At 47.8% G+C, this 21,186-nt stretch carries 20 protein-coding genes; 11 read left to right on the top strand and 9 right to left on the bottom strand.

Annotated features, from left to right (window positions below; genetic code table 11):
• Positions 1-63: 63 nt before the first annotated feature.
• From coaE to ispB, 5 genes are all read right to left on the bottom strand, one after another.
• Entirely contained in the window at positions 64-699 is a 636-nt protein-coding gene (gene coaE, locus ACO0K4_RS05920) for a dephospho-CoA kinase (protein WP_422955697.1), read from the bottom strand.
• A complete protein-coding gene (locus ACO0K4_RS05915; protein ID WP_422955696.1) occupies positions 699-1,565 on the bottom strand; it encodes a prepilin peptidase in 867 nt (288 codons plus the stop codon). The genes coaE and ACO0K4_RS05915 overlap by 1 nt, the downstream gene beginning before the upstream one ends.
• On the bottom strand, positions 1,565-2,797 hold the full coding sequence (locus ACO0K4_RS05910; RefSeq protein WP_422955695.1) for a type II secretion system F family protein: 1,233 nt from the start codon (positions 2,795-2,797) through the stop codon (positions 1,565-1,567). The genes ACO0K4_RS05915 and ACO0K4_RS05910 overlap by 1 nt, the downstream gene beginning before the upstream one ends.
• 12 nt (positions 2,798-2,809) lie before the next feature.
• Entirely contained in the window at positions 2,810-4,531 is a 1,722-nt protein-coding gene (pilB, locus tag ACO0K4_RS05905) for a type IV-A pilus assembly ATPase PilB (protein WP_422955694.1), read from the bottom strand.
• Positions 4,532-4,979: 448 nt separating this feature from the next.
• Positions 4,980-5,909, bottom strand: a complete 930-nt coding sequence (gene ispB, locus ACO0K4_RS05900; protein ID WP_422955863.1) for an octaprenyl diphosphate synthase — start codon at positions 5,907-5,909, stop codon at positions 4,980-4,982.
• A gap of 350 nt (positions 5,910-6,259) precedes the next feature.
• On the opposite strand from ispB, the gene rplU reads away from it, so the two are divergent.
• From rplU to proB, 4 genes are all read left to right on the top strand, one after another.
• Complete coding sequence (rplU, locus tag ACO0K4_RS05895; protein ID WP_262835192.1) at positions 6,260-6,571, top strand: 50S ribosomal protein L21; 312 nt, start codon at positions 6,260-6,262, stop codon at positions 6,569-6,571.
• 37 nt (positions 6,572-6,608) lie between these two features.
• Complete coding sequence (gene rpmA, locus ACO0K4_RS05890; protein WP_422955693.1) at positions 6,609-6,866, top strand: 50S ribosomal protein L27; 258 nt, start codon at positions 6,609-6,611, stop codon at positions 6,864-6,866.
• Positions 6,867-7,116: 250 nt separating this feature from the next.
• On the top strand, positions 7,117-8,226 hold the full coding sequence (obgE, locus tag ACO0K4_RS05885; RefSeq protein WP_422955692.1) for a GTPase ObgE: 1,110 nt from the start codon (positions 7,117-7,119) through the stop codon (positions 8,224-8,226).
• Positions 8,227-8,489: 263 nt separating this feature from the next.
• Positions 8,490-9,608, top strand: coding sequence for a glutamate 5-kinase (proB, locus tag ACO0K4_RS05880; protein WP_422955691.1), 1,119 nt, complete (start codon positions 8,490-8,492; stop codon positions 9,606-9,608).
• Between the two features lie 83 nt (positions 9,609-9,691).
• Here the strand turns inward: proB and ACO0K4_RS05875 are convergent, their stop codons facing one another.
• A complete protein-coding gene (locus ACO0K4_RS05875; protein WP_422955690.1) occupies positions 9,692-10,201 on the bottom strand; it encodes a CNP1-like family protein in 510 nt (169 codons plus the stop codon).
• A gap of 28 nt (positions 10,202-10,229) precedes the next feature.
• On the bottom strand, positions 10,230-10,874 hold the full coding sequence (locus tag ACO0K4_RS05870) for an RNA pyrophosphohydrolase (protein ID WP_422955689.1): 645 nt from the start codon (positions 10,872-10,874) through the stop codon (positions 10,230-10,232).
• Between the two features lie 270 nt (positions 10,875-11,144).
• On the opposite strand from ACO0K4_RS05870, the gene ACO0K4_RS05865 reads away from it, so the two are divergent.
• From ACO0K4_RS05865 to ACO0K4_RS05855, 3 genes are all read left to right on the top strand, one after another.
• Entirely contained in the window at positions 11,145-12,878 is a 1,734-nt protein-coding gene (locus ACO0K4_RS05865) for a proline--tRNA ligase (protein ID WP_422955688.1), read from the top strand.
• A gap of 64 nt (positions 12,879-12,942) precedes the next feature.
• Entirely contained in the window at positions 12,943-13,584 is a 642-nt protein-coding gene (locus ACO0K4_RS05860; protein WP_422955687.1) for a lytic transglycosylase domain-containing protein, read from the top strand.
• Between the two features lie 48 nt (positions 13,585-13,632).
• Positions 13,633-14,277, top strand: coding sequence for a hypothetical protein (locus ACO0K4_RS05855; RefSeq protein WP_422955686.1), 645 nt, complete (start codon positions 13,633-13,635; stop codon positions 14,275-14,277).
• 394 nt (positions 14,278-14,671) lie between these two features.
• Here the strand turns inward: ACO0K4_RS05855 and ACO0K4_RS05850 are convergent, their stop codons facing one another.
• Together ACO0K4_RS05850 and ffh are read right to left on the bottom strand one after the other, a co-directional pair.
• The gene (locus tag ACO0K4_RS05850) at positions 14,672-15,055 is read right to left on the bottom strand and encodes an SWIB/MDM2 domain-containing protein (RefSeq protein ID WP_422955685.1); all 384 of its coding nucleotides are present in this window, start codon (positions 15,053-15,055) and stop codon (positions 14,672-14,674) included.
• Between the two features lie 219 nt (positions 15,056-15,274).
• On the bottom strand, positions 15,275-16,642 hold the full coding sequence (gene ffh / locus ACO0K4_RS05845; protein ID WP_422955684.1) for a signal recognition particle protein: 1,368 nt from the start codon (positions 16,640-16,642) through the stop codon (positions 15,275-15,277).
• Positions 16,643-16,965: 323 nt separating this feature from the next.
• On the opposite strand from ffh, the gene ACO0K4_RS05840 reads away from it, so the two are divergent.
• The 4 genes from ACO0K4_RS05840 to ACO0K4_RS05825 all read left to right on the top strand — a co-directional run bounded on the left by ACO0K4_RS05840 (position 16,966) and on the right by ACO0K4_RS05825 (position 21,159).
• Positions 16,966-18,126, top strand: coding sequence for an ABC transporter substrate-binding protein (locus tag ACO0K4_RS05840; RefSeq protein ID WP_422955683.1), 1,161 nt, complete (start codon positions 16,966-16,968; stop codon positions 18,124-18,126).
• 375 nt (positions 18,127-18,501) lie between these two features.
• Positions 18,502-19,431 (top strand): ABC transporter substrate-binding protein, encoded by a 930-nt coding sequence (locus ACO0K4_RS05835; protein ID WP_422955862.1) that lies wholly within the window; start codon positions 18,502-18,504, stop codon positions 19,429-19,431.
• A gap of 107 nt (positions 19,432-19,538) precedes the next feature.
• Entirely contained in the window at positions 19,539-20,357 is an 819-nt protein-coding gene (locus tag ACO0K4_RS05830) for an ABC transporter permease (RefSeq protein ID WP_422955682.1), read from the top strand.
• Between the two features lies 1 nt (position 20,358).
• Positions 20,359-21,159, top strand: a complete 801-nt coding sequence (locus ACO0K4_RS05825) for an ABC transporter ATP-binding protein (protein ID WP_422955681.1) — start codon at positions 20,359-20,361, stop codon at positions 21,157-21,159.
• The last annotated feature ends 27 nt before the right edge of the window (positions 21,160-21,186 follow it).

Below are 21,186 nucleotides of genomic sequence, written 5' to 3'. Positions count from 1 at the left end.
TGCTAACGCGCAAGTGTCACGTGATTCTGAACCATGCTGAGCAAAATTACAAACATTGCGTGCTTATTGTTTGTGATTTTTTATCGATGTTTGCGCTAACTGACAATATTTACGATGCAGTCCGGCGACCTGTTCGCGGATTACGTCCAGATCGCCATCATTGACGATGATATCGTCGGCTGCGGCTAGTCGTTGTGGGCGGCTGGCCTGATGATGCATGATGGCGAGTACCTGCTCTTGATTTAAATTATTTCTTGCCATCACACGCTGCACCTGCACTCGCTCCGGGCAATCTACGACCAGAATCCGGCTGACTTTTTTCTTCCAGTTGCCAGACTCGACCAGGAGAGGGACAACGAAAATTGGATAGGTGCCTGTTGCCTGTTTTGCCGCGTTTTCAGTTTCTTGTCTGATAAGCGGGTGGAGAATTGTTTCGAGTTTGATTTTTGCTAATGTATCCGCAAAAACCAGTTCTCGCATTTTTGCACGGTCCATAGCACCGTCTGCCTGAATAAATGCATCGCCAAACTGCTGGCGAATCAGGGGTATGGCAACACCATGTGGCATGGTAAGTTGGTGGGCGATGAGGTCTGTATCAATCAGGCTGGCGCCAAGCTCGCCGAACATATTGGCGACAGTCGTTTTACCACTGCCGATTCCGCCCGTCAGTCCTAGGCTAAATACCTGCGTTAACTCCATCAGCCAAGGATGCCCAGATATTGCTGCGAAAGAGTTTTACCCCAGATTAGCGCAATGAGGCCTGCGGCAGCGAGATAGGGACCAAATGGAATAGGATTGTTTTTGCCCATTTTTGCCAATGCAATCATGCTAAGTCCGACAATCGCACCAACTACTGAAGATAGTAAAATAATAACAGGTAGCATGGCCCATCCCATCCAGGCGCCAAGAGCTGCCAGTAATTTAAAATCGCCGTAGCCCATCCCTTCTTTGCCCGTCACGAGCTTGAACAGCCAGTAAATTGACCACAAAACGAGGTAGCCAGTGACCGCACCGATCACCGCATCATGCACGGACGTGAATGTACCGTGAAGATTAATTAGCAACCCAAGCCATAACAAAGGCAAAGTCAGGTCATCCGGCAGTAGCTGTGTGTCAGCATCAATGAAGGTCATTGCGATTAAAAACCAGGCGAACAGGACAGCCCCCAGTCCCGCGACGCCACTACCGAAGTGCCAAATGAGATAAGCGGAGAGTGTGCCGGTAAGTAGCTCTACCAATGGGTAACGTATAGAAATCGGTGCTTTACATGCCGTACATTTGCCGCCGATTGCAATATAGCTAAACACCGGAATATTTTCCATGGCAGTAATCTGATGTCCGCAATGAGGGCATGCAGAGCGTGGCACCATGAGATTGTAGCGGTCAGTATAAGGCAATTCATGACCGCTCTCACCCGCCACATAGTTATCCGATTCCCTTTGCATCATTTTGGGAATGCGATGGATAACTACGTTGAGGAAGCTGCCTATTAATAATCCGACGACACCGATCAAAATTGTACCTGGCCAGAACTCTGCAGGCATAAAGAAAAATATTTCCAGCATCAGACAACCGCGCCCAGTTTGAAAATCGGAAGGTACATTGCAACAACTAAGCCACCAATCAGGACACCTAAAATAACCATAATTAATGGTTCCATTAAGCTTGAGAGTGATGCTACTGCGTCATCTACTTCTTCTTCGTAAAAGTCAGCTACTTTCCCAAGCATTTGATCTAAAGCTCCTGACTCTTCTCCGATAGAAACCATTTGAGTGACCATGTTAGGAAATACATTTGAGTTTTGCATTGCTACCGTTAAGCTTGTTCCGGTACTGACCTCTGTTTGTATTTTAATTGTTGCATCTAAATAAACCGCATTGCCAGCGGCACCTCCAACGGAATCCAGAGATTCAACTAAAGGCACACCCGCAGCAAACATTGTAGCTAATGTTCGCGTCCATCGAGCAATAGTCGCTTTTCTGATTACATCACCGAATATAGGGGCTTGTAACAGTAATCTGTCCATGACGCGTTGCATTTTAAGAGATCGCTTCCATGAATGTAGGAAGAAATAAATGCCACCGAACAAGCCGCCAAAAATGATGTACCAGTTTTTTACAAAAAAATCAGATATTGCCATGACAAATAAAGTGGGTGCAGGCAGGTCTGCACCAAAACTGCTGAATACCTGTTTAAACGCAGGCACAACCCAGATCATAATTACTGCGGTCACAATAAATGCAATCGATAAAATGGCAATTGGGTAGGTTAGAGCAGATTTAATTTTTGCTTTAATTGCCAGCGTTTTTTCTTTATACAGCGCCAGTCTAGTTAATAAATCTTCTAAAATACCAGCTTGCTCACCTGCACCTACAAGATTGCAAAATAAAGGATCAAAATAAAGCGGAAATTTACGAAATGCCTGGTTTAAGCTAGTACCTGTCTCAACGTCACCTCGTATATCTTGTAATAATTTTGATACGGATGGGTTTGCATTTCCTTTTGAAACAATATCGAAAGACTGGAGCAAAGGAACGCCAGCTTTCATCATTGTTGCTAACTGTCTGGTAAATAAAGTGATATCTTTATCTGTAATTTTTTTACCAGAAGCATATGTTTTCTTTTTTAATTTAGTAATTGTAACGCCCTGGCGTCTCAACGTAGCATTGACAATTGCTTCGCCACCGGCACGTAACTCGCCACGGACGGTTTTTCCGTACTTATCTTTACCTTCCCAAGCATAGACATGTTCTTTAACCTGCGTAGTTTTGGGGGCTACTTTTTGAGCTGTGGCCATACAATTATCCTGTTATTCGTTGGTGCATCCAAGAACTTCTTCTAAGCTTGTAAGTCCTTGTTTTACTTTTTGAAGGCCGGATTGCCGTAAGGTTTTGACGCCTTCTTTTTCCGACTGTTTTTCAATTTCCAAGGCGCTACCGTTTGCCAAAATAATGCGCTCAATGGCCTCGGTAATCGGCATAATTTGATAAATACCTACCCGTCCTTTATAACCACTCCCGCTGCAACGGTCACACCCTACCGGTTTGTAGGGTTTCCAGGTGCCATCTAATTCTTCGTCGTTAAAACCTGCTTGTATCAAAACTTCATCCAGCACGTCGGCGGTTTTTTTGCATGTGCAGAGGCGTCGTGCCAGGCGCTGTGCAGTAATGAGAATGACGGAAGATGCAATGTTAAAGGGTGCAACTCCCATGTTCATCAAACGTGTTAGCGTTGACGGAGCATCGTTCGTGTGCAGGGTAGAAAAGACCATGTGGCCGGTTTGCGCGGCCTTGATGGCAATGTCAGCAGTTTCAAGATCACGAATCTCACCAACCATAATGATGTCAGGATCCTGACGAAGAAACGACTTCAAGGCAACTGGGAAAGTTAAGCCAGCTCTATCATTAATATTGACTTGATTCACGCCTGGTAAGTTGATTTCTGCAGGATCTTCTGCAGTAGAAATATTAATCCCGGGTTTGTTAATGACATTGAGACAGGTATAAAGCGAAACTGTTTTACCTGAACCCGTCGGCCCTGTAACAAGAACCATTCCATAAGGACGCTGAATTGCATTCATCAGTATCTCTTTTTGGTCCGGATCATATCCGAGCGCATCAATCCCCATTTGTGCTTGCGACCCGTCAAGGATACGCATAACGATTTTTTCGCCAAACAGAGTCGGTAGTGTACTGACGCGGAAATCGATTGCTTTTGTCGCTGACAAAACCAGCTTCATACGACCATCTTGCGGCACGCGTTTTTCTGAAATATCTAACTTGGAAATAACTTTGACACGTGACACTAATTTATCTTTGATCGCGAGTGGCGGCTGAGCAATTTCTCGTAACTCTCCATCGACCCTGAAACGGATGCGATAAAATTTTTCAAAGGGTTCGAAGTGTAAATCCGATGCGCCCATATTAATGGCGTCTATCAGCATTTTTTGTAAAAATTTGACTACTGGAGCATCATCAACTTCCGCTGCCTGAGCGTCAGCAGATGCGGTGGAGATATCTTCTTCTTTGAACTCAATATCATAATCGTCGCCGGAAATGTCACTCAGGCTTTGTTCCGATGTTTTACCCAGTTTATCTAGTAGCCTCAGCAGTGCGTCATGCTGAACAACGACGAGTTCAATGCCCAAACCAGTCTGAAATTTGATTTGATCTTGTGCAGAAGTGTTTGTTGGGTCTGATACCGCGAGCGCTATTTTATTCCCGCGCTTTGCAAGAGCAATAATCCTTTGCGTCTGCATTAATTTAGTATCGACGATCTTCTCTGGCAGGCTGCTTTCATTAAATAAAGTCAGGTCTACTAAAGGATAGCCAAATGTCTCAGAGCAAAATGACGCGAGGTCACGTGCACTCATCGCACCGCTTTGTATCAAACTATCGATGAATGCGGTTTTATCTGCCTGCGATTTTTTGAGAGCACTATCAATTTGTGCAGCCGGTAGTACATTGCCTTGCATCAGAGCTCTGGCAAGTCCCGATGTCGATGGAGATATGTTTGGTAAGACGGCTGACATAAGTTCTTTATCGTAAAGTTCGTCCGGGCGATGATTGCCTTAAGATAATGCAACCAAGCACTTCTTTTGTAAAGGAATGCGTTTCATTCGTTTGATAACATGGATGTAACCACTTAACGATATACAAATACACGACACTTAAGTAGTACTTAATGTTGAAGTCCTTGAGATGATTTTCATACAAGAAACTTCTCTTAGTATAAAGGGCTTCTTGTTTTTCGACTAATTCTTCAATCGGATAATTGGATTTTTCGTGTGAAATTACCCACGATTTTGGATGGAATCCAGGTCGAAATTGGCCTATAGCGAATGACATTCGCAGGTAGAAGGAGAGTTACACTTGGAAACAATTTTGTGCGGACGCTTTGTTCAAAGGGATACGTATGTGCCACGGAACAAAAAACGCCGCATGTATTTTTATAAAGACGTATTCGCGGGCTGCTAGTGGCTAGTGATTTCTATCAACTGAAAATTTACATAAGGCAAGCAGTGCGTCTTTATATGTACTATCTGCCAGAGCTTGTATTGATGACGCGGCACGCTGAGATGCTTTAATTGCCTCTGATCTCGTGTAGTCAAGTGCGCCGGACTTGGTAATAGCTTCCAATATCGCATCAAACTGAGTCTCGTCGCCCTGCTCAATACAGCTTTTAACCAAATGCCTTTCTTGTTCACTGCCATTTTTCATCAAATAAATTAGCGGCAGTGTCGGCTTTCCCTCACGCAAATCGTCGCCGACATTTTTCCCTATTTCTTGCGCATTACCGGAGTAGTCGAGTACATCGTCGATCAGTTGAAATGCAGTCCCAAGTGAGCGGCCATATTCTGCTGCAGCTTCAATTTCTTGGACTGTAGCGCCGGAAATCAATGCACCTACCTGTGCTGCAGCCTCAAATAATTTTGCAGTCTTGGAGCGAATGACTTGTAAATATCTTTCTTCGGTAACATCAGGGTCATGCATGTTTAGCAATTGCAGTACTTCACCCTCTGCGATGACATTCGTTGCATCTGCCAGGATTTCCATGATTTCCATGCGATTAATCGAGACCATCATCTGGAAAGCGCGCGAGTACAGGAAGTCACCTACCAAAACTGAGGCAGCATTGCCAAATAGTGCATTAGCCGTTTTTCTGCCGCGACGCATAGAAGACTCGTCGACAACATCATCATGTAGTAACGTTGCTGTGTGGATGAATTCGATAATTGCCGCCAGATCGTGGTGGTGCACGCCTTGGTATTGGTAAGCATTCGCCATCAGTAACACCAGTACCGGGCGTATTCTTTTGCCGCCAGCGCTAATAATGTATTCAGCGATTTGATTGACCAGAGGGACTTCCGAATGAAGCTTGGTGCGTATCACTTGATTAACTAGCGCCATATCGCTGGCAATGGATTCTGTAATACTATTTTGAGTAGATGTTGTGGCAGACAAGGCGGTACCTGCAAAAAATGCGTGATTGCTTGGGAAGCAGGGATTATACGATGCCCTTGCTATTTCGCGCTGCATCTTAGGGGAACTTCAGTACAGCGCCGCATAAATAATGTCGTTCGTCTGAGAGCTTGAAATTGCGAAGAGGCATTCGATTCTTCTGTGACGCACAAAAAGCGGAATTAAAGGAATGTTTTGACCGACTCGCTAAGTCTATGTATAATTGGAGGTTTTCCCGATTTCATTGCTTCATTCGGGTTAAAAAATTCGATTATTCATATCATTTGATGAGGTTTCACATGTACGCGGTCATAAAAACCGGTGGCAAACAATATAAAGTTGTCGCTGGTGAAAAACTTAAAGTAGAACAGATACCTGCAGACATTGGCTCCGAAATCACCATTGATCAAGTGCTCGCATTGGGCGCAGGTGACACCATTAAATTTGGTGCTCCTTTGGTCGCAGGTGCTACGGTGCTGGCTACGGTAATTTCGCAAGGTCGTCACGACAAAGTGCGCATTTTCAAAATGCGTCGTCGTAAGCATTACCAAAAGCGTCAAGGCCATCGCCAAAATTACACAGAACTGCAAATCGTTTCTATCAACGGCTAAGCCGGTTGATTTAACTGACAATCCAAGGAGCTAATAAATGGCACACAAAAAAGGCGGCGGCACCACGCGCAACGGCCGTGACTCAGAGTCAAAACGCTTAGGCGTTAAAGTTTACGGCGGCCAAGCTATCAACGCTGGCGGTATCATCATTCGTCAACGCGGCACACGTGTTCACCCAGGTGAAAACGTCGGTATGGGTAAAGACCATACTTTGTTCGCATTGGTTAATGGCAAGGTACAGTTCGCAATCAAAGGTGCTGCCAAGCACCAATATGCGATTGTTGTAGCGGCGTAATTAACGCCTTACAGCTAGTAGAATAAGGCGAAAGCCTGATGAAAAAGGCTCTGCCGTTGGTGGAGCCTTTTTAGTTTCAAGAGGTCCTGTATAAGTTAGCCTTTGTGTTTTACGGCGATTTATACAAGCTCTTTTTTGTTTTGGCAGTCTTCAGGCAAGATTGCAGATTCTGCTCTTCCTTTTCACGGGAACTGAGAATCGCAGTGCTTATTGTTCCTACCCGGACGCACTGAATTTATAGGTGATACAAATGAAATTTATCGACGAAGCACGGATTGAAGTAATTGCAGGTGATGGCGGCAATGGAATTGCCTCATTCTGCCGTGAAAAATTCAGACCTTTCGGTGGTCCTGATGGTGGTGACGGTGGCAAAGGGGGCAGTATTATTGCCGTCGCAGACCGTAATATCAATACGCTGGTCGACTACCGTTTTTCTAAGCTACATAAAGCAAAAAATGGTGAAAATGGTCGTGGTGCGGACTGTTACGGCAAAGGTGCGGATGATATTTTCTTGCGCATGCCGGTAGGTACACAGATTGCAGATCGCAATACGGATGAAATCATTGCCGATCTGACGGAGCATGGACAGCAGGTTGTTTTGGTTAAAGGTGGAGAAGGTGGCTGGGGCAATATCCATTTCAAATCTTCCACTAATCGTGCGCCACGTCAGCGTAGTGATGGTAAAGAGGGTGAACGCCGCGAACTGCGTCTTGAGCTGAAAGTATTGGCTGACGTAGGGCTGCTGGGCTTGCCGAATGCGGGTAAGTCTACGTTTATCACAGCAGTATCCAATGCTCGCCCTAAAATTGCCGACTATCCGTTCACGACCTTGCATCCTAATTTAGGCATGGTTCGAGTTAGCCATGAAAAAAGCTTCGTGATCGCCGATATCCCTGGTTTGATCGAGGGTGCTGCTGATGGAGTTGGCCTGGGAGTGCAATTCCTTAAGCATTTGCAACGTACAGGCTTGTTATTACATATTGTTGATCTCGCACCGTTTGATGATGGTGTCGATCCAGTTAAAGATGCTAAAGCTCTCATCAAGGAGCTGCGTAAATACGATGAAGCCTTATACGATAAGCCGCGTTGGCTAGTGCTTAACAAGCTCGATGTATTGACTGAAGATGAGCGCAAGAAAAAAGTAAAAGATTTCGTCAAGCGTTTTAGCTGGAAAGGTCCTGTGTTCGAAATCTCTGCTTTGAATCGTGAAGGTTGTGAGGATCTCGTTACTGAAATCTATGCTTACCTTGCCGAAAAACGCTTGCAAGAACAGCGCTCTCAAGAAACCCAGATGACGGAAGAGGCGCAGGGTATTTTGTCGATTGATCCTGATGACCCGCGCTTTAAAGTGTTGGACTGATTTGATTATTGTATTTGTGAAAAAGAGCCTGCCTGTCAGGCTTTTTTTATTTGTATTTTTAGAAAATTATCTAAGTAATGTTTTTGTGAATTAAGAAATTTTTCTTGGAAGTGAGATGGATAGAAAAATACTTGATTAGTCGGATTTAATCTGCATTTTCGGAATGAAATTTAGTTTTTATGATTTCTATCCATATAAAGTATAATTTTGAGTGTTCTGGACATCCTGTCGCTCAATTAAATTCGTACATCAACGATCATCTCATGCACTCAGTTATTCAAAGCGCTAAACGACTCATCATCAAAGTAGGTTCCTCACTTGTTACCAATGACGGCAAAGGTTTGGATCGCGTTGCGATTGAAAAATGGGCAGGTCAAATTGCTGAGTTGCGTAAGCTGGGTAAGGAGGTGGTGTTAGTCAGTTCAGGCGCTATTGCCGAAGGGCGGCAGCGTCTCGGTTTCGATAAGCGTCCAACGGGGATACATGAATTACAGGCCTGCGCCGCAGTGGGGCAAATGGGGCTGGCACAGATTTATGAAACCAGCTTCCGTGCACATGGACTTGGTACCGCGCAAATTTTATTGACACATGCTGATCTGGCAGACCGCGAGCGCTATCTCAACGCGCGGTCTACTTTATTCACCTTACTTAGGTTTGGTGTTGTTCCTGTGATTAATGAGAACGATACCGTCGTGACGGATGAAATTAAGTTCGGCGATAACGATACTTTAGGCGCTTTAGTCGCCAATCTGATTGAGGCAGATGCGCTGATCATTCTGACCGATCAAAAAGGTTTATACACGGCAGATCCGCGTAAAAATCCCGATGCACAATTTGTACACGAAGCCAGAGCTGGTGATCCTGCTTTGGAGGCGATGGCTGGTGGCGCAGGGTCAAGTCTGGGAAGCGGCGGCATGCTGACCAAGATATTGGCCGCAAAGCGCGGTGCCAGTTCCGGAACCCATACAGTCATTGCATGGGGCCGTGAGGATAACGTGCTGGTGCGCCTGGCTAAGGGCGAGGCGATTGGTACGCAACTGATCTCGCAAATGGCGCCGTTGGCGGCACGTAAGCAATGGATGGCAGATCATTTGCAGACAGCGGGGCAAATCGTGTTGGATGCCGGCGCAGTACAAAAGCTAATCGCGGAGGGTAAATCGCTTTTGCCGATTGGTGTACTTGATGTACGCGGTGAGTTTGGACGCGGTGCTGTCGTGACTTGTTATAACGAGGCTGGTCAGGCAATTGCAAGAGGTCTGAGTAATTATGCCAGTGCCGAAGCCCGAAGGATTAAGCGGCATCCCTCCTCTGATATTGCTGCGATTCTAGGCTTTGTAGAGGAGCCTGAATTGATTCACAGGGATAACATGGTACTGCTTTGATTGCTTAAAATTACAGCAGCCCCTTTGTCATCGCCTTCGTCATTTCAACATGGAATGCTCAGATCCATTCAGACCAATTCAGATCAATACGGCTTGATAATCTGATGCCGTTTAATCCGGTCAACTATGACGCTTGCTTTGCCGGCGATGGAGTTACCTTCGCAAAAATAGTCATTAAACAACGTGCTATGTTGTTTGTTGGCGCTCAATGCGGAAATGTTGTCCCATTGATTGCGACGTGAGCGTGACCAGCTTCCGTCAGGTCTGCCAAAGGCATACAACTTTTTTTCATAAGTTGCACAGCGTATTGCCTCGTAACTCACATTTTTAGCGCCATTACTGCTTACGGCGATCAGACTGTAGCGAATAATGCCGTCACTAGTGATTGTGATGGATTTGCTGTCAATGGCAAAAGACTGGCTGCCGCTGTCATAAAAGGAGACCATATTAATGGTTTCTGGTGTTGCCGGAAGCTGCAATGCAAGTTCCTTCCATTCCTTTTCAGCCTCGTCGTCCACGGTTTGTGCATACACGGGCGGTAACAGGCTCGATGCCAGTAATAAGGCAGTAGCGGCGTAAATTTTTTTTAACATAGTCAAAAATTCTGCAAAAGCGGCACGGTTATTCGGTTTTTTCTGCGGGCGGTACCAAGTCTGCATCCGCTACTTTAATGGCTTCAGATGTTGGGATGGCGACCGGTCCATCGGGTTGCTCACCATGATGATGCTCTTTCGTTGCCTGAGGATTCTGTTTCAATTGACGATTCCCCTGACGTCCAGAGCCTGAATGTTCTGCCCTATGCACAAAACGTGACAACTCCTGGAGCGCCAGTTGATACACGCCGCGCTTAAATTCAATCACAACATCCAGGGGGACCCAATACTCATGCCAGCGCCAGGCATCAAATTCCGGATGATTACTGGCTCGCAGATTCACATCGCAATCACGACCCAACATGCGCAGCAAAAACCAGATTTGTTTTTGTCCACGATAGTGCCCGCGAATTTCACGTTTAATGAAATGATCGGGAACTTCATAGCGCAGCCAGTCGCGTGTGCGACCAATGACCTTAACGTGCTCCGGCAATAAGCCTGTCTCTTCCTCAAGTTCGCGAAACATCGCTTGCTCAGGAGATTCTCCATACTTAATACCACCCTGGGGAAATTGCCAGGAGTGTTCGCGTACACGTTTGCCCCACCAGACTTCATTGTTGGCGTTGAGCAATATAATGCCTACGTTAGGCCGAAAGCCTTCACGATCGAGCATGACCCTACCTCAAAACTTTCTGCGGCCAAGCGTCTTTTTCAGCAATTTGACGTAGTTCTGTCATCAGGAATTCATCAATGACAGTGATAATCATCGATCAATCTGCGCATTTTTTATGCGCAATATCCTTATTTATGTCGATCTCTGGTTGATTTCGAACATATCGAGCGGTTTTCCATCATCAAATTGCTAAACAGTGGGCGCATTAGCCAGCTAATCCTTTAAAATTGAGTCGATTATAACCCTCAATTTTTGAAAAGAATCATTGTCATGCGCGCTACACGATTTTTTATTTCTACTTTAAAAGAAGCTCCTGCCGATGCGGAAATTGTCAGCCACAAACTGATGATGCGGGCAGGCATGATTAAGCGCCTCGGTTCCGGCATTTATAACTATATGCCGATGGGGTTACGCGTGATTCGTAAAGTGGAAGCCATCGTGCGTGAAGAGATGAATCGCTCCGGTGCAGTCGAGATGGTAATGCCGGTAGTTCAGCCTGCTGAGCTGTGGCAAGAAACGGGTCGCTGGCAGCAATATGGTCCGGAACTCATGCGGGTGAAAGACCGGCATGGTCGTGATTTTATTATTCAGCCTACTTCGGAAGAGGCGATCACGGATGTGGCGCGCCAGGAAATCCGTTCATATCGTCAGTTGCCGATTAATTTTTATCATATTCAAACCAAGTTCCGTGATGAGCGTCGTCCTCGTTTCGGTTTGATGCGCGGTCGCGAATTTACGATGAAAGATGCTTATTCTTTTGATCGTGATGTCGAAGGTTTAAAAAAATCTTACCAAGTCATGTACGACGCATATGTCCGTATTTTCACTCGGTTCGGTCTTGATTTTCGCGCGGTAGCTGCTGACAATGGCGCTATTGGCGGTTCCGGCTCGCATGAGTTCCACGTGATTGCCGATACCGGCGAAGACGCACTGGTATATTGCCCAAGCTCTGAATTCGCTGCCAATATGGAAGCGGCAGAGGCAATGCCGCTGTTCGCTGAGCGTCAGGCTGCGACACAGGCACTGACCAAGACGGCGACACCAGGTAAAGCCAAATGCGAAGATGTTGCTGCTTTGCTGTCTATCCCTCTGGAGCAAACAGTCAAGTCCATCGTGCTTACTGTTGAGACTGAAGAAAAAGACACAATCAGCAAACAAGTCTGGCTGTTACTGCTGCGTGGCGACCATGAGTTGAATGAAATCAAGGCTAGCAAAGTCCCGGGGCTGGCGGACTACCGTTTTGCCACCGAAGACGAGATCGTCGAGCACTTCGGAACTAAGCCAGGCTACCTCGGTCCTATCAATACTAAGTTGCCGGTCAAGATTGTTGCTGACCGTACGGTGGCGATGATGGGTGATTTTGTCTGCGGTGCGAACGAAGAAGATTTTCATTTCACCGGTGCTAACTGGGTACGCGATTTGCCCGAGCCACTGGTTGCTGATTTGCGCAATGTAGTCACTGGCGATCCATCGCCGGACGGCAAAGGGGTATTGGCAATTCAGCGCGGAATTGAAGTCGGTCATGTATTCCAGTTGGGAACACGCTATTCCGAAGATATGAAAGCGACTTTTCTTGACGAAAATGGCAAGCCGCAATTCTTGCAAATGGGATGTTATGGAATCGGTGTGACACGTATTCTGGGTGCCGCGATTGAGCAGAATTTTGACGACAAAGGCATTGTCTGGCCTGCCGCGCTGGCGCCGTTTGAAGTCGTGATCTGCCCGATGGGCATGGAAAAAAGCGATGCAGTGAAGGTTGAGACCGAAAAGTTGTATCAGGCACTGCTAGATGCAAATGTCGATGTCATGCTCGATGATCGTGGTGAGCGTCCGGGCGCGATGTTTGCGGACTGGGAGTTGATCGGTGTGCCGCATCGTATTGTGATCGGCGATCGCGGTTTGAAAGAAGGCAAGCTGGAATACAAAGGTCGCCGCGATGCTGAAGCGAGTGAATTGCCCGTTGCCGATATGCTGGAATTTGTCTTGACCAAGTTAAGAGGTTAATAAAATACTGGTATGGAGTATGTTTTTAAGGTCCAGTGTTTTGTGCGCGTTGAGTAGGTTTTTGATGGATACTCCCCCGAAAAATAATGGTGTATCGGCCGTGCGCGCGTCCTTGTTGCGAGGTGTGATATGCGCTGTCATGTTACAGGCGGGGTTTGCGCAAGCGGGTAATCAAAAAGAAGAAGCGATGGCGGACTCGGTTCGTCTCGCTTTATCGAAAGCGGTGACCGATACCCGGCCGCCGATTCCGAGTTTTGATGACATCAATGCGCGCATCAGTTATTTGCATTGGCTGGGCGAGATGTCCGATCGCTTAAAACGGCGCTTGCCCGATCCGCAAACTCGACAGGAGTTTCTGAAGTCCGTCTGGTACGAATCCAAGCGTGCTGGCCTGGAGCCGGCAATGGTCTTGGGTCTTATCCAGGTCGAGTCGGGGTTTCGTAAATATGCGACCTCGGTTGTCGGTGCGCGCGGCTATATGCAGGTCATGCCGTTCTGGTCGCGCGTAATTGGTGACAGCGACGCGCAGAAACTATTTCAGATGCAGTCAAATCTGCGCTATGGGTGTGCGATTCTGCGTATGTATATCGATATGGAGGCGGGCAATTTATATCTGGCTCTGGGGCGCTATAACGGTAGTCGCGGACGACCCGAGTACCCGAATGCGGTGCTGGCGAACTGGAAGAACTGGGAATTTAAACGATAAGGTGGTTTCAATGCGATCTGCAAAAATCTGCGTTGCGAGGTATTCAGCTTGAGTTACCAGCGAGAGGCGCGCTGGCCATGGCTACTCTTTATCGTGGCGGCGCATATTGCTTGTATCATCGCTTTGTCCTCTACTGGCAAGCGGCTCGAGCAGGGAATCTCTGTATCAAGCAACTCAGCTTTATTAGTTGAATTAATTTTTCCAGCGAAACCGCAGCAGCTCATCCCATTGAACACGGCCGCAACGGTAATGACTCCAGTTACCAAGCCACCGATATTATTGCCCGCCACTAAAACACCACAATCGACTCAAGCCGATACCGAGCGACCTGTAACACCCGCCGGATCTGCCTTCGCCATCACCGCGCCTGTCATCAGTACAGAACCCGGGCTTAACCTCAATCTTGACACACGTCAGATCAGCAAGGATTTGCAGGCACAGCAACGTGCATTGCCCTTTGCGCCAAAGGCCGCGGTGCCAGCGATTGCGACATTGGCAGACAAAATGGCCGCTGCGGCGATACCGGGTGAAGTCTCTTTTAAAACATTTACCACAGCAGATGGCACCCTGATTACCAAGGTGACGAGCGGGCGAGGATCGTATTGCGTGATCGCACCTAATCCTGCGGGAGGTGCAACCGTTATCCAGCGAGAAGCTCGCTCAAACCGTGTTGTGAGTTGCGGTAATTATTGAACTCGGATTTTCTATTAGACCGCTATCGCTTTGTGATATGCAGAGGGAATAAGACTTCCCAAGGAATCATGCCGTCGCGATGTGAATTCAGACTTCACTGCTAACGCTAACCGGCAACTGCTCTCTACAACACTGCCTCACGCATCACCACTAGGCATCTATTTCGCAAGATGCGCCTGGTAAGGGGTGATTGAAAAATCCTGATGAAGCCGATTGATCCTGGCTCATTGGTCTGATTGGGTGAGGGGTGTGATTAATGGCTCAGCATGTCACTGAAACAGATTGAGTTTAAAAACAAAAACGCCCGCGCGATGCGGGCGTTTTTGTTTGGGATTGGGATGCCATCTGTTACTTACATGGCCCCAATAAGTCTCCCAAAGCGACTACGATCAGCTTAAGACAGGTGACCGGAAATCAGCTTTGTCATTTCAAACATGGAGACTTGTTTTTTACCGCCAAAAACGGCTTTCAATTTGTCATCCGCGTTGATGTTGCGCTTGTTCGCTTCGTCTTGCAGTTGGTGCTTCTTGATATATTCCCATACTTTTTTAGTGACTTCAGTACGTGGAATTGGTGCTGCACCGATGACTGCTGCCAACACTGGAGAAATTGTCATTGGCTTCATGAACGCTGCATTTGGCTTACGTGCAGGTGCTGCTGCTTTTGCTGCCGGAGCAGCTTTCTTTGGTGCAGCTGCTTTTGGAGCTGCTGCTTTTGCTGCTGGCTTTTTAGCTGCTGGAGCTGCTTTAGCCGGTGCTTTTTTTGGTGCTGTTGCCATATTGAGGCTCCTTCACAAATATCTTGGAAAATGCGCCATTTCACGCATCGCTAATAGTGGTGCGCTTTGCAGAGGGATGCAAGTGTTTTTTGTGGCTTTTTGTTGAAAATGTATCGTAATGCGCAGAGGACAGCGTTTCATAGTGAAAAAAAACCGGATCAGGCCTGATTTTAGCGTGCTCAGGTCGATCCGGCTGGCAGGTTTCGATGTGATCAGGCGCTAGCGTTTGCCTGGCATCATTCCCTTCATGCTGCGTAACATCTTCATCATGCCACCGCCTTGCAGCTTCTTCATCATGCTTTGCATCTGTTCAAATTGATTCAGCATGCGATTGACTTCCTGAATTTGTACACCTGCACCGGCTGCAATACGACGTTTGCGTGACGCCTTGATTAAATCCGGTTTTGCACGTTCCTGCGGGGTCATGGAATTGATCATACCCTCCATACGGCGTACATTTTTTTCGGCCTGATCCATGTTTGCGCCGCTTGCTGCCTGCTGCATTTGCGCCGGAAGTTTGTCCATCAGATTCGACAAACCACCCATCTTTTTCATCTGACTCAGTTGTAGTTTAAAGTCGTTCATGTCGAACTTGCCGCCACCTTTGATCTTGTGGGCAAGATCTTGTGCTGCTGCGACATCCATGCCTTTTTGGGCGGATTCGACCAGTGCCAGAATATCGCCCATACCCAAAATCCGATTCGCCATGCGAACCGGATCAAAGGCTTCCAGGCCATCGAGCTTCTCAGCAACGCCAGCAAATTTAATCGGTTTGCCGGTGATATGACGCACCGATAAAGCCGCGCCGCCGCGTGCATCGCCGTCGAGCTTAGTGAGTACTACGCCAGTCAGGGGCAACGCATCGTTAAAGGCTTTGGCGGTATTCACGGCATCCTGACCCAGCATCGCATCAACCACAAACAGGGTCTCAATCGGCTTGACGGCAGCATGCAGGGCGGCGATTTCTTGCATCATCGCTTCATCAATACCAAGGCGACCGGCAGTATCGATAATCAAGACATCGTGATAATGTTTTTTTGCATAATCGAGCGCTGCCAGCGCAATATCAACTGGTTTATCCGTTGGCAATGACGGGAAAAAATCTGCACCGACCTGTGCCGTCACCGTCTGCAACTGACCAATCGCAGCAGGGCGATAGACGTCGGCAGAGACAGTCAGGACTTTTTTCTTTTTTTGCTCACGCAGATATTTGGCGAGCTTACCGACAGTCGTGGTTTTGCCGGCACCTTGCAAGCCAGCCATCAAAATAATTGCAGGCGGCTGTGTGGCAAAACTCAGTTGTGAAGCCTCTGGTCCGAGATCGGCACCCATCAGGCTGGCCAGTTCTTTTTGCACCACGCCGACCAGGGCCTGCCCTGGCGTCAGAGAACTGATGACTTCTTCGCCCAGCGCTTTTTCTTTCACACGGGCGATCAGTTCACGCACGGCTGGCAAGGCGACGTCGGCCTCCAGCAAGGCCATGCGCACCTCGCGCAACATTTCAGCGGTATTGGATTCTGTCAAACGAGCCTCGCCACGCATGGTTTTCACCACTTTGGCAAGGCGTTGGGTCAAATTATCAAGCATGGATAGAATCTATATGAGTAAGTGAAAAACAAGATTGCAGAGAGTAATCGCCTGAGGCGCTATAACCTGACATTTTACCTGATCGCACCTTGTCAGACCTTGAATTAGTTCAGTCCCCCAATCCTGGCGAGCCTGAAGAGTCTGGATTGCCGGAAAAATTATCGGCCTCAAGCTGAAAATCCGCACATATCAGTAGTAATACCGATGCTTCAGGAGAAATACTCATGTTAAATCAGAGACTTGTACTGTGATGCAGAATAGGAACGTTTTCTGCTTAGTCAGCTAAAACACAGTAACAAACTATAAAAAATACGGAGACCATCATGTTGAACAATCGCTCGCGCCGCCTGGCGCTGAGGCTTTGTGCCTGCCTCAGCCTGTTATTCCCACTTAGTGTTGTGCCTAGCGTTGCAATGGCCGAGGATGGTGTTACGGACAGCATGATTCTTCTAGGACAAACGGTAGGTCTGAGCGGTCAGATTGCCGGACCAGTCAAGGAAATGAACGCAGGGGCGAATGCCTATTTTGAGCACATCAATAAAAACGGCGGCGTCAATGGTCGAAAAATCGAAGTCAAAATCCTCGACGATAAGTTTGATCCTGCTACCGCTGCGACAAATGCCGAGACCCTGATCAAGAAAGAGCATGTGTTTGCGCTGTTTCAGTCGCGCGGCACACCGCATACTGAAGCTCTGCTGCCGGTGCTGGCAGAGAACAAAGTCCCGCTGATCGCGCCCAGTACTGGTGCTTCTCTGTTCCATGCACCAGTCAACCACTATGTATTTAATGTACGCGCCAAATATCAAGATGAAGTCCGGCGTGGCGTTGAGCAATTTAATACCATCGGCCTGAAAGAGATCGCCTTATTGCATGTTGACGATACTTTTGGTCGCGACGGACTGGCCGGTTTTACTCAAGCCATGACCCAACATAAATTGACATCGGCAGCAATCGTGACATTCGACCGGGCCAAGCCGGATATCGCAGCCGCAGTCAAAGCAGTGATTGGCAGTAAGGCTAAAGCCGTCATTATTATCGGTTCCGGCGTCACTACGGTGGAGCTGATTAAAGAGGCGCGGACACAGAATCCCGGATTGCAAATCATGACCTTATCGAATAATGCCTCACAGTCTTTTGTCGATTCTCTTGGGCGCGCAGGTATCGGTGTGATGGTGTCGCAAATTATGCCGGCGCCGCATACCGTCTCGACAGTCCTGGGTCAGGAATTTAAAAGTATCGCTATTGCGCAAGGCGTAAATGCGTCGTATGCCGCGATGGAAGGTTTTGTCGCTGCAAAGATCATGGTAGAAGGCTTACGTCGTGCCGGTCGCAATCTGACTCGCGACGGTTTGATCCGCGCTTTGGAATCGATACGCCGTTACGATATTGGCGGTGTGATGCTTGGCTATAGCGAGAAAGATCATACCGGTAGTGAATTCGTTGAATTGACTATGATAGGCAAAGACGGCAAATTTTTGCGATAAATTCGATCGGAGCTTTGATCCGCCTATCTGTGCGGGAAGCCGGAATCAGCCGGGGGGGCAAGCATAGAATTTCCGGTTTTCCGGAACGAGTGCGAACTGAGAAATTATTTAGCCATTAAAAATCAAGTACTTGCAAAAACAGTCGAGTTGGCACAGAGTCTGCTATAGATACGTAACAAATCACATGTACTGTCATGAAATCGTTTCTGTCAGATTGCCGGAAGCATTTTGCGTAAGTCCTAATTAAAAATACCGGAGACCACAATGTTAACACCCACCGTAAACAACACTCTGCATGCCATACCTGGCCGGAGAATATCACCGGTTACCTCCATCGCCTCTATTGCCAGCGCTGTCCTGCTGGCATCCCTCAGTATGCTAACGGGCGCGGCGCATGCCGATGACACGGTACGCCTTGGTAACCTCAAATTTGCCCATTACGGTGCGGTATCCTACATCAAAGAAATCGCCCCGAAATGCGGTATCAAGGTGGATGAAAAAGTTTTCCCTAAAGGGCTCGATGCGATGCAGGCCGTGATTGCCGGCGAACTGGATGTGGCCGCTGTATCCTCAGAGGCCGTGATTTCAGCCCGTGCCAGCGGTGCACCGATTTTCATCGTGGCAGGTTTTGCCAAAGGTGGTGCGCGTCTGGTTACGCGTACCGATCTTGGTATCAAATCGATGAAAGAATTAAAGGGTAAAAAAGTCGGCGTCACCCGTGGCGGTATTCAGGATATTTTGCTGGCAGCAGAGCTCTCGCAGAATGGTCTGACCTACTCCGATCAGCCAGGTAAAGATGTGCAGATTATTTATCTCGGCTTTCCGGATCTGAATCAGGCTTTGCTGGGTAAAAATATCGATGCGATCATGCAGTCCGAACCGTATTCTGCGCAAGCAATCAACAAGGGTTTTGGTACAGAATTGCTCAAGCCCTATGACACACCTATCGGCGAGCCAGTTCGTACCATGGTGATGACAGAAAAATTCTATAAAGAAAACCGTCCTCTTGCAGAAAAATTCATGCGTTGTTTTGTCGAGGCGACCAAGACCTTTATCGACAACAAAGACCTGGCTGAGAAATATGTCCGCGAAACTATTTTTAAAGGACAAATTACTAAAGATGACTTCGTCGCCGCTATCGGCAATTCCCCTTACTCTTACGATGTGACGATTGAGCATATTCAGATCACCACGGATCTGATGCAAAAATACGGCGTCGGCAAGATGGCCAAACCTCCGGTCGCCAAAGACTGGGTCAAAACTGATCTGCTTGATCAGGCTAAGAAAAGCCTGAACATCAAATAAGTAGTCAAGACTCTACAAGCATCACAACACACTAAATCCGCTGGCAAGATTGATCGAGATGAAATCCTTCTCTTCTTGTCAGCGCGGATATTCTCAAAGGACATTAGATGAAGCTGAAATGGCGTGAAATTGGCGCGGGGCTGGTTGTGCCTGCCATATTGATTGCAGTCTGGCATACCGTTACTACGATGGGGTGGGTGAATCCACAGGTCTTGCCTGCACCTTGGGCAGTTGTGAAAAAATGGTGTGAGTATGCTTCGCCGATGGAAGCATTTGATCCGGCAAGCATGTCCCGTCTGGGCTGGCTGTTTTCTGGTGAATTGATACGTGACACGATCGGCAGTATGTGCCGGGTGCTAGTCGGGTTTATCGTCGGTGCCGGATTGGCATTGCCGCTGGGCCTGGCGATGGGAGCCAGCCAGCGCGCCTATGCCTGGATGAATCCGCTGATGCAGGTTTTGCGTCCGATTCCACCTATTGCCTATATACCCTTATCGATTTTGTGGTTTGGATTGGGGAATCCGCCGGCAATTTTTCTGATTGCGATCGGTGCTTTTTTCCCTGTGTTGATGAATACCATTGCCGGTGTACGCCATGTGGACGGCATCTATATTCGTGCGGCCCGCAACCTTGGCGCCAGCCAGACCACCTTGTTTGTACGTGTGATGCTGCCAGCTGCAGTGCCCTATATTTTATCGGGAGTACGTATCGGGATCGGTACGGCTTTTATCGTGGTGATCGTATCGGAAATGATCGCCGTGAATAATGGTCTGGGCTTTCGTATCCTCGAGGCGCGTGAGTACTTCTGGTCAGACAAAATTATCGCCGGCATGATCAGTATCGGTATGCTGGGTCTGGCGATTGATCTGGCAATGAATAAACTGAATAATCATTTACTGCGCTGGCACCGCGGTCTGGAGAATTAATATGACACAGCAAGCGCAAATCAAAGTGAACGCGGTCAACAAGATTTTTAAAACTAGCGACCGCGAAGTCGTCGCGTTAAAAGATATTCAGCTGGACATCCCGGAAGGGCAGTTCGTCTGCCTGCTCGGTCCATCGGGTTGCGGTAAATCGACACTGCTGAATGCCGTCGCAGGTTTTTCGCTACCCAGCTCAGGGTCGATCACCACTGATGGTAAGCTGGTCTCCGGACCTGGTCCGGATCGCGGTATGGTGTTCCAGGAATATGCTTTGTTCCCCTGGATGACGGTCGAGCAAAATATCGCCTTCGGTCTGGAAATCAAAGGTCTTGGCAAGGCCGAGATTCAGAAAAAAGTGGCAGACTTACTGGCGATGCTGGGCTTGAGTGATTTCAAAAGCCGTTTTCCGAAAGATCTGTCGGGCGGCATGCGTCAGCGTGTTGCGATTGCCCGCGTACTTGCACTGGATTCACCTATCATGCTGATGGATGAGCCTTTTGGTGCGTTGGACGCCTTAACGCGTCGCAATCTGCAAGATGAGTTATTGCGTATCTGGTCGGAGCTGAAAAAGACGATTATCTTTGTCACACACAGTATTGAGGAGGCGATTTATCTGGCGGACCGTATCATCGTAATGACCTACCGCCCTGGTACCGTGAAGCGAGATCTGATCGTCGACTTACCTCGTTTGCGCGATCCGTCTTCGGCAGAATTCAATGCCTTGAAACGTGAACTGGGGCAGCTCGTGATGGAGGAGCAGCAACGGCATCACACCGATGAACTGAAAATGGCGGCGGTGGATTGATTTCAGCAGGTCTGATCCCGCCTCTCA

This window comes from Undibacterium sp. RuTC16W, assembly GCF_049339445.1.
GTDB lineage: Bacteria > Pseudomonadota > Gammaproteobacteria > Burkholderiales > Burkholderiaceae_D > Undibacterium.
Note: the sequence above shows the minus strand (reverse complement) of the source record. Positions and strands in the feature narration are given on the sequence as shown.